Origin of the sequence: uncultured Fretibacterium sp. (genome assembly GCF_938030725.1) — a bacterium.
In the GTDB taxonomy this organism is placed as follows: domain Bacteria; phylum Synergistota; class Synergistia; order Synergistales; family Aminobacteriaceae; genus Fretibacterium.
The window spans coordinates 1-11,703 of record NZ_CALHIQ010000148.1; the positions used below are offsets into that span (position 1 = coordinate 1).

The window sequence follows — 11,703 nt, forward strand, 5'->3', positions numbered from 1 at the left end:
CTTCCTCTACCAGGCGGGCTACCTGACCATCGAGAAGTGGGAGGAGCAGTCCCTGACCCTGGACTACCCCAACCGGGAGGTCTTGGACTCCATCGCCGGCATGTACCTGGAGCACGTCTACAACGTGGAGAGGTACGACTCCATCGGGTCCGACCTCTGGCGCGCCCTGAGCGAGGGGGACGTGGCGCGGGGCGTCCAGCTCTACAACACGGCCCTGGCCTCCATCCCCTACCAGGACCTCGCACGGCGGGACGAGTCCCTGTACCGCTCCCTGTTTTTGATGCTCCTTCGTGGGGCGGGCATCACGGCCCACGGGGAGGTCCCGACCAATCGAGGGCGGAGCGACGTCCTGGTCCTCTTTCCCCACCGCGTTGTCGTGCTGGAGTTCAAGCTGGCCCGGAGCGAGGGGGAGATCGCAAGACTGCGGGCTGAGGGACAGCGACAGATCGAGGAGAAGGGCTATGCGAAGCCCTACGACGGAGAGGGCCGCGCCGTGACGTCCACGGTCATCGTCGTCGACGCAAAAAAGCACACGGCGCTCGTCTGCTTGTAGCTTGTAGAAGGATGCCCTGGTGCTCTCCGCGCGCGTCCCCGACCTCGGAGAGATGGCCCGCTGGATACGTGTCTGCCGCGCCCTGCATTTCCGTCCCGGAACCCATTGAGCCCACGTGCCCTCGTTCATGATCTGACAGCCCGAATGACGGAGAAAAATACCTGATACCAATTCGCGTTTAATATGGATTGCCTCCCCTGCAAGGGGGGCTGCCCCTGCGGTTGGGGCTTCCCCTTCTTCATGCTACAATAGCGGCGGAAGCCGGGCCCTGGCCCGGAACACGATCTATGAAAGGAGAGGAAACAATGAAACTGTCGCTGTTTGGCGTCCTGGCGCTGGCCCTCCTGACGACGTTCGGCTGGGCGTGTGCGGCGCAGGCGGCGGACTTCACCGTCCGCTCGCTGGACCTCTACCCCTCCGGAGCGAAGTTCGTCCTGGAGGTCGCGTCGCAGGGGGACTTTGAGATCGAGTTGCCCGGCGCGTTTCGGGAGGACTCCGTGCGCCTCCTGAACCCCCTCGACGCCGAGGACTTCAAGGTGGTGAGCCGCCGACGGGCCGACTGGACGCCTCCCGCCCTGGCGGGGCTGAAGGCGGAGGTGGAGGCTCAGGCGGCGGCCGTGGCGCGCCTCAACGCCCGAAAGAGCGCGTTCCAGCAGACGCTCCGTCTGCTGGAGGCCATCGTCCCCGCCCCCGAGGACGGGACCCAGGCGCGGGACCTCATCGCCTACGTCCGGGAGGCCCAGACCCTGAAGCTCGATGCGGAGAAGGAGCTGGCGGAGCTGACCCCGGCGCTCGCCCTGGAGACGGAGAAGCTCGACGTCCTGAGGGAGGAGCTGGAGGCTCGGACCCCCGACGGCGCGGGTTCGTTCCTTTTGGTGTCCGGGCACGGGCACGGCGACGCGGTCCTCCTGCTGGAGGCCTTTGCAGAGGCTGCCGAGTGGTCCCCCCGGTACACCATGAACCTGACCACCGCAACGGGGGCTATCGAGACGGACCTCTTCGCCCTGGCCGAGCAGCGCACGGGGCTGGACTACAGCGGCGTCGTCACGTTCCACACGAAGGCACAGGACGAGGGCGTCCGGGCGCCGGAGCTGGCGCCGCTGCGCGTGGCGCTGAAGCCCAAAGAGCAGGACGGTGACGTCCGCAAGTTCCGGAGGTCGATGAATGATGCGGTGGCCATAGCGCCTTATGCTGTAGCCGCCCCCTCCGCAGAGGCCGCCCGACCGGCCCCCAGGCGTCTGACGATGACGACGACCCTCTCCGACCGCACGGTGACGGGACAGGGCACGCTCTCCGGCGCGGGGCTGCCCTCGACCTTTACGCTGGGGCGCATCGACCTCACGGGCAAGCCCATGCTGGTCCTCATCCCGGAGCAGCACGGGAGCGCCTGGCTCGTCGCCAGCATGGACAACGCCGAGACCTCTCTGATCCCAGGGCGCGCGGACCTCATGGTGGACGGCGCGCCGGCGGGCGTCACCTCCCTTCCGGAGTACGGCGTGGGTCAGATGCGGCTCCCCTTCGGCTACGCGCCCCTCATCACCGCCAGCAAGGAGCCGCTCGTGGCCAAGACCGGCTCCTCCTGGTTCAGCGGCGTGTCCACCAACGGCTACAGGATCAAGGTGACGAACGGCATGGCCGAGGACCGCACGGTCACGGTGCGGGACCGCCTGCCCATCCCCACGGACGACAAGGTGAAGCTGGAGGTGAAGCGCATCGAGCCGGCTCCTGCGGAGCGCGACCCGGAGAACCGCCTGACCTGGGAGCTGTCCGTCAAGGCCGGCGAGACCGTGGAGATCGTGGTGGACTACGCCCTGAGCTACCCGTCGGGGGAGGAACTGCTGTACCGCTGAGGAGGAGGCTCCAAAAGGGCTTCGTTGGGCTATAATAAACTTGACGTTATTTCGAGTGACGAAAACCGGTCCGCGAGGCGCCGATCGCCTTGCGGGCCCTCGTTGAATCTGGAGAAATCGCTGACGGACGCCTCCGCCTGACCGCGAGAGGGACGTCCAGCAGCTTTTGCGGAGCGAGTCAGCGCTTTTTTGAAGGAGGTCGTGCAACCTTGAAGGCCATAACGCCGTTCCAGCTGTCCGGGCTGCCGATGGGACGCGTCCTCGGGCTGTATTCGTCCCTTCCGTGCCGCTGAGCCATGGCCCGAAACGGCGCGCTCTTTCAATGGCTCACGCTGCCCCCCGCGGTCGCCGTCGCCACCGTCTTCGTGGCGGGGGCCATGGGTTCGCCGGTGGACGCGGAGCCCGTGGACCCGTCGTTTTGGGGGATGACCTGTCTCCTGTTCATCGTCCTCTCGGCGCTCTACGGGCTCTTCATCGTCCATGGCTTCGGCCTGGGGCTCCTGCCGCTGCAGTTCGTCGCGCAGGGGATCCTGCTCTGTCCTCTGGCCCTGAGCCGGGGCGCTCGCATGTTCCAGTGGGTGGGCGTCATCATGGCCGTGTGTGGGGCCGTCGCGCTGTTGAACCTCTACCACTATTGCAGGAGGCGGCCCGGCCCAGCCGCGGCGAAGGGGGCGGACGAGGCGGAGGTCCGCCTGCCCGTGCCCTTCGTCGTCACGGACGCGGAGGGCGTCGTCGAGAGCGTCAGCAGCGGCATGTTGGAGGCCGCGCAGCTGCCCCTGGAGGCGGTGAAGGGGCAGAGCGTCGCCGTGCTGCTGACGCCGGGGGACGCCACCGCCACGCTGGGCGGAAGGACGTGGGACGTGATCCAGCGCCCCATGGAGGGCGACCGTTACTACTTTCAGCTCAGTGAGCGCGCGGCGGCCTCTGCCCCTGAAGCGGACGTGACGGCCTTGACGGACCCCGTCACGGGCCTGCAGGCTTTTCGCTACGCCATGATGCGCCTGGACGAGGAGCTCTACCGGACGCGGCGCTACGGGCACCCGTTGACCGTGCTGCTGATCCGCCTCGTGTTCTCCGCCGCCGCGGAGCGGGACCCCGACTCCAGGGAGGCCTTCGTCGCCTACGGCACCCTAGTCCGAAAGAGCCTCCGCACCTCAGACGTCGCTGCCCTGTCGGGGGACCGGGAGCTGATGCTGATGCTTCCCGAGTGCCCCGCCGCCTCGTCGGACGCCGTCGTCAAGAAGATGCTGGGGCTCCTGGGGACGTTGAACCCGGATCATCGATCCCTTTCCGAGGTCACGGCGCTTCACGTCGCCGCCTCCTTTGAGAGCACGGACGACGTCCCGAACGCGAAGTCGTTGGTGGACGGCCTCATCGCGTCCATGGCCAAAAAGTACACGCTGAACGCACAATGAACCCCTTCAGACCGCGGCTTTTGGACCGCCTTATCCTGGGGGCCGTAGCCGGCCCGTTCCTGTTTGGCATCCTGATCTTCACGCTGATCTTCGTGGCGGGGGACCTGCTCTTTCAGGCTGCGAAGCTCATCATCGAACAGGGCGTCTCCCTGGGGGTGGTGACGCGGCTCTTCTTCTATCGCCTGCCCGAGGTGGTGGCCATGACGCTGCCCATGTCGTCGCTTCTGGCCACCCTTTTGGGCATGTCCTCCCTGGGGGGCGGCAGCGAGCTCATCGCGCTCAAGTCCCTTGGAATCCCCTTCTCCCGCGTGTTGCGGCCCGTCATTGGGGCGTCCTTCCTCGTCTCCCTCCTGGCGCTGGCCTTCAACGAGACCGTGGTCCCCTTCACCACCGAGGCGGCGGACCGCCTGATGAAGTACGAGATCCTGAAGAATCAGGCCTCCGCCGTGCAGGAAAAGGTCTTCCTGCGGGAGGAGGAGGACGGCGCGCTGCGCCGCGTGCTGTACGTGGACCAGTTGGACGCGAAACAGGGCGTGATGCGCGGCGTCATGGTGCATGAGTTCGACCGGGACCGCCTGGCGCGCACGCTGACCGCCGAGCGGGGCCTGTGGCAAGAGGGGCAGTGGTGGATCGAGGACGGGCGCGTCTACGAGGTGGACCGGGACGGGGAGGTCACCCTCCTCCTGCGCTTCGAGCGCCAGAGGCTTGCCCTGAACCTGTCGCCCGAACAGTTGCAGATGAGCACGAAACGGCCGGTGGACATGAGCGCCCACGAGCTTTGGCGCTACATACAGCAGTCCAGCTCCGTGGGGGCGGATCTCTCCCGCCTGTGGGTGATGTTCCACCTCAAGCTGGGGGTGCCCTGGGCCTGCGTCATCATGGCGGTGCTGGGGGCGGGGTTTGGCGCGTCGCGCCAGGGCCGCCGGGGGTCGGGCGTCGGCTTTGGCATCAGCGTCGTCATCGTGTTCGCCTACTACGTCGTCATGTCCATGTGCCGCGCCCTGGGGGAGGCCGGAGCCATCTGGCCCTCGCTGGCGGGCTGGGGGCCGAACCTGCTCTTCCTGGCCGTTGCGCTGTTCTTCGCCTGGAGGGTTGACCGGCGATGACGGACCCCATCGCGGGCGTGCCCATCGCCCTGATCGCCGGGGAGGGAGCCCTGCCGGAGGCCATCGCGCGGAAGCTGGCGGAGGCCGGAGAGGCCCCGCTGGTGCTGGCGGTGCGGGACGACCTGGAGCCCCTGGCCCCCTTCGCCCGGAGGCTGGTGCGCCTCCGCTGGCCCAGCCTGGGGCGCGGCGTCCGGGAGATGCGGCGCTTCGGGGCGGGGCGGGTCATCATGGCCGGCTGGATCCCCAAGCGCGTCATCTACTTTCTGCCGCTGCTGTTCGACCGAGTGAGCCGGTCCGTGCTGGCCGGCAGCCTCATGGACGACCACTCGCTCCTGGGGGCCGTCGTCCGCGCGCTGGAGCGCGAGGGCTTCTCCGTGATCCCCTACTGGCAGATCCTGCCGGAGTACCTGGCCGCGGAGGGCCGGCTGGCCGTGCGGGACCCCACCGCGGCCGAGGCGCGGGACGTGGAGTGCGGGCGGGATGTCCTGCGCGTCACCCTGCCCTGTTCCTTCGGTCAGGCCGTGGTCGTGGCGGAGGGCGCCGTGGTGGCTGTGGAAGCCATGGAGGGGACGGACGCCATGATCGCCCGGGCGGGGACGGTGGCGGGACGGGGCGTCGTCGTCAAGATGATGCGGCGGGACCAGGACCTGCGATACGACCTGCCCACCGTGGGGCCCGACACCATCGAGGGGATGCGCCGCGCCGGCCTCACCTGCCTGGCCGTGGAGGCGGGACGCACGCTGATCCTGGACCCGGACAGGACCCTTTCCATGGCCGGCCGCTACGGCATCGCCGTCCAGGGGATCGAGCCATGAGCGCGGCACGCTCCATCTTCGTGAGCTGCGGCGAGGTCAGCGGCGACGTCTACGCGGCGGTTTTCCTCCGCCGCCTGCAGGAGCGCGAGCCGGCGCTGACGGGACGAATCTGGGGCATGATGGGCCCCAGGGCCGAGGCCGCCTGTTCCGACCTGGGCCGCTGGCCCCACTGGAGCTACGAGGAATTGCAGATCATGGGCCTGGAGGAGGCGCTGCGGGCGCTGCCGCGCATCCTGAGGCTGCGGCACGCGATGGTCCGCGCCGTCATGGAGGCTCAGCCGGAGGCCGTCGTGCTGATCGACAGCCCCGACTACCACCTCCCGCTGGCCTCGGCCCTGCGGCGCGCCGGCTACGGCGGGCGCGTCGTCAGCCTGATCCCTCCCACCGTGTGGGCCTGGCGCAGCGGTCGGACAAAGGCCCTGAGGCGGGACTTCGACCTCTGCCTGCCCCTCTTTTCCTTTGAGGATCGCTTCCTCTCGGAGCGCGGGGTCCGTTCCCTCTGGCGGGCTCACCCGCTGGCGAGCGAGCTTCGCGGCTGCAGCGCGCCGGAGGAACTGACGCGGCGCATCGGCGGCGCACGGGCGATCGCCCTCATGCCGGGGAGCCGGCGCTACGACATCAAGCACCACCTGGACGTCCTGCTGGGCACGGCGCACATCCTGCGGGACGAGGGGTACCTTCCCGTCTTCTCCATCGCCCCGGGGCTTGCGGCGCCCCTGGCCGACGAGCTGCGGGAGCGGACGAGGGGCTTTGAGACGTGGGATGGAGAGGGGCGGGGGCTGCTGGTCGCCTGCCGCGCCGCAGTGGGGGTCAGCGGCACCGTGGCGGTGGAGGCGATGGCGCTGCGGCGTTTCATGGTCGTCATCTACAACGTGCGCCCCCTCACCCGCGTCCTCCTGAAGGCGCTGGTGCGCACGCCCTACATCTCGATCCCCAACTGCCTGACGGAGGCGCCGGTCTACCCGGAGCTCCTGTGCGGCGACGCCGTGCCGGAGCGCATCGTGAGGGAGCTGCGCCGCTACCTGGAGGACCCCGTCCTGAGGGCGGAGGTCGATGGTCGCCTGGACCGCGGACGGGAGGCCATGGGGACGGAGGACGCGGCGGACTTTTGGGCGGAGTGCGTGCTGGGCCTGTGCGCGGGCCGGATTCTTAACGGTTGAGAGAGGGGCTTTTCGTATGCGAGTTTCCCTGTTGACGAACGGCCCCGGCGAGCTCTGGGGCTGGGTGCGGCCCGTGGCGATGGAACTTCGCCGGCGGGGGCATTCCGTGTCCCTTTGGCTTCTGCCCTGCCCCTTCGCGTCGGGGCACGAGCGGGAGGCGGCGTCCCTGCTGGGCATCGATAAGCTGGAGGGGCCCAGTGGCGGCCCGGACCTCTGGCGGGCCATGGCCGATGAGCGCACGGAGTGCGTCATCCAGCTGGGCGGGGACATGATGTTCGGCGCGCGCATCGCGCGCTCAGCCCGTGCTCCGCTCCTCTGCTACACCTACGGTCCCAAGAAGGGGCTGAAGGGCGCGCGGGTCTTCACGGCCTTTCCCTCCCAGGCCCGCGCCATCCCCGGAGCCCGCGCCATCGGGGACCTCGTGAAGGACGCGCTTCTGCTGGATGCCGCTCAGCCTCCGGAGCGAGGCTGCCCGACGCTGCCTCAAGAGGCCCCCGGCAGGGAGTGGGCCCACCCAAAAGAAGGGTTCCGCGTGCTCTTCCTCCCCGGAAGCCGTCCCTCCATCCGCCACGCCGCCCTGCCCTGGCTTGCGGCCGCCCGAGCCGCCCTGCGCGTCCGGCTTCCGAGGGCCGAGGTGCGCACCCTCTTCCCTCCCTTCGTCCCGGAGGCAGAGCTGAGGGAGTGGGACGACGCGGGGCTGCGCCCCGTGCGGGCCCCAGCGGGCCTCGTCATGAGGGACGCGGACTTCGCCCTGACCCAGCCGGGCACCAACAACTTCGAGTTGATGCACTGCGGTGTCCCCTCGCTCGTGGTGGCGCCCGAAAGCTTCCTGGACCTCATCCCCATCGCGGGGTTGAGGGGCGTCCTGGCCTCGCTGCCGCTGGTGGGACGCGGGCTGCGCCGTGCCGCGGCGCAGCGGATTTTGAACCGCTGGAACGGCGTCATCGCCCTGCCGAACCGTCTGACGGACCGGCGCGTGATGGACGAGCTGTACGGTGACGTCACTCCGGAGCAGACCGCCTCCCGAATCGCGGAGGACCTGAGCGATGCCGGAGGACTGGCCCGCGCGCGGGAGGAGCTGCTGGCCCTGTCGGGGCAGAGCGGCGCGGCCGCCCGCCTGTGCGACGCCATCCCCGCAGAGGACGGCGCCGCATGACGGGGCAGGACGCGCAGGGGGCCGCCCGACGGCTCATCGCCTGCGCCGCGCCCTACCGCCTGCGCCTCGCGGCGGGAGTGGCCTTCATGCTGGCCTCCTCCGGCCTGAACGTCCTGCCCCCCTGGCTCTTCAAGAGCGTGGTGGACGACGTCCTGATCTCCCGAAGCGTCCTGAGCCTCAACCTCATCTGTCTGGCCGTCGTCGCCATCTTCGCCCTCAAGGCCGTGACGTCCTACTGGCAGCAGTACCTGATGAACGAGGTGGGGCAGAGCGTCGTGATGGACGTTCGAGTGGCGCTCTACGACCGGATGCAGCACATGGCGCTGCAGCGGATCGACGCCTCACGGGTCGGGGAGCTGATGAGCCGTATCACGGGCGACGTGGCCACGCTGCAGAGCCTCGTCACCAACACCTTCGTGGATCTGGCCTTCAACGCCGTGACCTTTGCGGGGATGTTCGCCTTCATCCTCTACATCAACTGGCGCCTGACGCTCCTGATCGTGCTGGTGCTGCCCGTCGTGGCCTGGCTCCTGTCCTTCGCGGCCCGGAGGCTGCGCCGGGCGGGGCACCGGGTTCAGGAGCGGCTGGCGGACATCACCGCCATCGCCCAGGAGGCCTTTTCCGCCATCCGCGTGGTGCGCGCCTTTGCCACGGAGGAACAGGAGCTGAAGCGCTTTCGGGAGGGGAACCTCCAGAACTTTCAGGCGCTGCTCCACGCCGTGTCCATCCAGGCCCTGCTGGCCGGGGTCGTGGAGGTGTTCCTGATCTGCGCGCTGGCCGTGGTGTTCTGGTTCGGGGGACGAAGTGTCATCCATGGGTCCCTCACGCCCGGCGAACTCATCTCCTTCATCGGGTACATCGCCTTCATGGTCCAGCCGATCCGCACCGTCATGAGCCGCATGGGCGCCCTGCAGACCGGCCTCGCTGCCGCGGACCGCATCTTCGACATGCTCCGGGCCCCCACGGAGGACACGTCCCGCTCCGTGGAGTTGCCGGGCCGGCTTCGTGGCGAGGTGGCCTTTGAGGACGTCCGCTTCGCCTACGCGGCGGGGCAGGAGGTGCTGCGCGGCATCCGCCTCACCGTCCGCCCGGGGGAGAAGGCGGCCCTCGTGGGGCCCACCGGCTCCGGAAAGTCCACGCTGGCGGACCTGATCCCCCGTTTTTACGACCCCACGTCGGGCCGCGTCCTGATCGACGGCCGGGACGTCCGCTCGCTTCGCCTGCCGGAGCTGCGGCGCCAGATCGGCATCGTGCCCCAGGACTGCGTCCTGATGAAGGGAAGCGTGGCCTTCAACATCGCCTACGGACTGGCGGAGGACGGGCCGGACCTGCTGAAGGACGAGGCGCTGATGCGGCGCGTGCGCGAGGCCGCGGGCGTCGCGAACATCGCGGACTTCATCGAGGGCCTCCCGGAGGGGTACGGCACGGAGGTGGGCGAGCGGGGCGTCACCCTCTCCGGCGGCCAGCGCCAGAGGATCGCCATCGCCCGCGCCGTCGTCCGCGACCCCAGCATCCTGATCCTGGACGAGGCCACCTCATCCCTGGACCTGGCCGCAGAACGCCAGGTCCAGGAGGCCATGGATCGCGCCATGGCCGGCCGAACCTCCCTCATCATCGCCCATCGGCTCTCCACCGTGCAGGGCGCGGACCGCATTCTGGTGCTGAAGGACGGCCGCATCCTTCAGGAGGGCAGCCACGCCGCGCTGCTGCGAGAGGGCGGGCTCTACGCGGACCTCTATCGCCTGCAGTTCTCCTCTCGTGGGGCGGAGGGAGCCGGACGCCCGTGAACCGCGTCGTTCAAAGCTACATGGCCTGGGTGCGGGGCGAGCGTCGCGCGTCGCCATGGTGTCTCCTGGACCCGGCCGAATGGGCCGTCCGAGGGGCCGTAGCCTGTATCGACTTCCTGTACCGGCACGGCCTGAGGTACACGGAGGAGCCCCCCATCCCCTTCGTCAGCGTGGGGAACCTCACCTATGGGGGCACGAACAAGACCCCCTTCGTGGAGATGCTGGCCCGTGCCATGGCGGAGCGGGGCGTCCGACCGGGCATCGTGAGCCGCGGCTACTCGGGTGGGCGGACCCGAAGTCCCGTGGTGATCTTCGGCGGGGAGGGCAGCCGCGACGCCGTCGGCGACGAGCCGCTCCTGCTCTCCCGCCGCCTTCCGGAGGTCCCCGTGGCGGTGGCCCGGCGGCGCGCGCTGGGCATCCGAGCGCTTCGGGAGATGGGGGTGGAGCTGGCGATCGCGGACGACGCCTTTCAGCATCGCGCCCTGAGGCGGGACGCGGACATCGTCCTGATCGACGCCGCCTGCCCCTTCGGCAGCGGACGGCTGATCCCGTCGGGGATCCTGAGGGAGCCCGTCAGAGCCCTAGCCAGAGCGCATCTGGTGGTGATCACCAAGGCGGACCAGGCGACGCCGGAGGCGCTCTCGAGGCTGCGGGAGACGGTGGGACGCTTCGTCCCGCTGGAGCGCGTCTTCACCTCCCGCGTCGAGGTAGATCGCTGGGAGGCCTGGGCGCCGGACGCGGCGCGCCCGGCCCGCTGCGCCCCGCCGACGCCGGGGCTTCGCGTGCTGGCCTTCTCCGCCATCGGGAGCCCGGAGAGCTTCCGGCGGTCCCTGGCGGACGCGGGGCTCCTGACGGTGGGCGAACGCCGCTTTCGGGATCACCACCGTTACGGCCCCGGTGAGTTGGACGCCCTGTGCCGCACGGCCGAGGCCCTCGGCGCGGAGGCCATGGCCTGCACCGAGAAGGACCTCTACAACCTTCCGGGCGGTTGGCGGCCCTCCCTGCCCCTTTTGATCCCCTGCGTGTCCGCTGTGCTGGATGAGCCGTCCCGATTCCTGGACGCGCTGACGGAAGCGCTGCGCCCGAGGATGGCCGTGGCCTCCAACGGGTATGGCGAGGACGCCATCGGCGTCCTGCTGGCACGGTGGCTGAGGGACCGCTTCCCCGCCGCGGAGGTGCTGGCCTTCCCGCTGGTGGGGCGCGGGGACGCCTACGCCGGAGCGGGCTTCCCCGTGGCCTCCGCGCCCTCCGTCACGCCGTCGGGGGGCGTGGTGAAGTACCACCTGAAGGACCTGTTGAGCGACATGCGGGCGGGCCTGCTGAGCCACGTCAGGGCGCAGTTGAGGGACTGGCAGGCGCTCGGAGGAACGATTCGGACGCCGGTCTGCGTGGGGGACGTCTACCTCCTCCTGCACGCGCTGTGGGGCAGCGGCGTCCGGCCGCTGTTCGTGGCCACGGCCAAGACGGTGCGGCTCAGCGGGCATTGGCGGCTGGAGCGCGCCCTGATCCGCCGCCTGGCCCTCCGCACCTGGACGCGGGATCCGGGGAGCGCGGAACAACTGGTCCGGGCCGGGGCGAATGCCGTCTACGCGGGCAATCCCGTTATGGACCTGCTGGAGGATGGGGCCGTCAACCCGCCCCCCCTGCCGCCTGGTCCGGACGACGTTCCCCTCGTCCTGCTCCTGCCGGGCAGCCGGCTGAGGGCCTATCGGGACGTCAACCTGATCCTCGACGCTGCGGTGCGGCTCTCCGGGCTGCGGCGCTGCGCCTTTCGCATGGTGCTGGCGCCCACGCTCTCCCGCGAGAGGCTCGGCGCCTCCTGCGGGGGGGGGACCCTACGGGAGGACGAAGGGGGACCTGT

General features: G+C 69.7%; 9 protein-coding genes. All 9 read left to right on the forward strand.

Annotated elements, in window-relative coordinates; genetic code table 11:
• A partial coding sequence (locus Q0629_RS08455; RefSeq protein ID WP_298781364.1) for a PD-(D/E)XK nuclease domain-containing protein occupies window positions 1–553 on the forward strand: 553 nt, incomplete at its 5' end.
• A 305-nt stretch (window positions 554–858) separates the two neighbouring features.
• Entirely contained in the window at window positions 859–2,403 is a 1,545-nt protein-coding gene (locus Q0629_RS08460) for a DUF4139 domain-containing protein (protein ID WP_298781366.1), read from the forward strand.
• Between the two features lie 296 nt (window positions 2,404–2,699).
• Window positions 2,700–3,818 (forward strand): hypothetical protein, encoded by a 1,119-nt coding sequence (locus Q0629_RS08465; protein WP_298781369.1) that lies wholly within the window; start codon window positions 2,700–2,702, stop codon window positions 3,816–3,818.
• Window positions 3,815–4,924: an LptF/LptG family permease gene (locus tag Q0629_RS08470; protein ID WP_298781372.1), complete on the forward strand. Its 1,110-nt coding sequence runs from the start codon at window positions 3,815–3,817 to the stop codon at window positions 4,922–4,924. The genes Q0629_RS08465 and Q0629_RS08470 overlap by 4 nt, the downstream gene beginning before the upstream one ends.
• Window positions 4,921–5,739, forward strand: a complete 819-nt coding sequence (lpxI, locus tag Q0629_RS08475; RefSeq protein WP_298781375.1) for a UDP-2,3-diacylglucosamine diphosphatase LpxI — start codon at window positions 4,921–4,923, stop codon at window positions 5,737–5,739. The genes Q0629_RS08470 and lpxI overlap by 4 nt, the downstream gene beginning before the upstream one ends.
• Window positions 5,736–6,899: a lipid-A-disaccharide synthase gene (locus tag Q0629_RS08480; RefSeq protein WP_298781377.1), complete on the forward strand. Its 1,164-nt coding sequence runs from the start codon at window positions 5,736–5,738 to the stop codon at window positions 6,897–6,899. Before lpxI ends, Q0629_RS08480 begins: the two co-directional genes overlap by 4 nt.
• 16 nt (window positions 6,900–6,915) lie before the next feature.
• Window positions 6,916–8,055, forward strand: a complete 1,140-nt coding sequence (locus Q0629_RS08485; protein ID WP_298781379.1) for a hypothetical protein — start codon at window positions 6,916–6,918, stop codon at window positions 8,053–8,055.
• A complete protein-coding gene (locus tag Q0629_RS08490; protein ID WP_298781381.1) occupies window positions 8,052–9,842 on the forward strand; it encodes an ABC transporter ATP-binding protein in 1,791 nt (596 codons plus the stop codon). Before Q0629_RS08485 ends, Q0629_RS08490 begins: the two co-directional genes overlap by 4 nt.
• Window positions 9,839–11,703: tetraacyldisaccharide 4'-kinase (gene lpxK / locus Q0629_RS08495; protein ID WP_298781383.1), on the forward strand; the 1,865-nt coding region annotated here is incomplete at its 3' end. The genes Q0629_RS08490 and lpxK, both read left to right, overlap by 4 nt.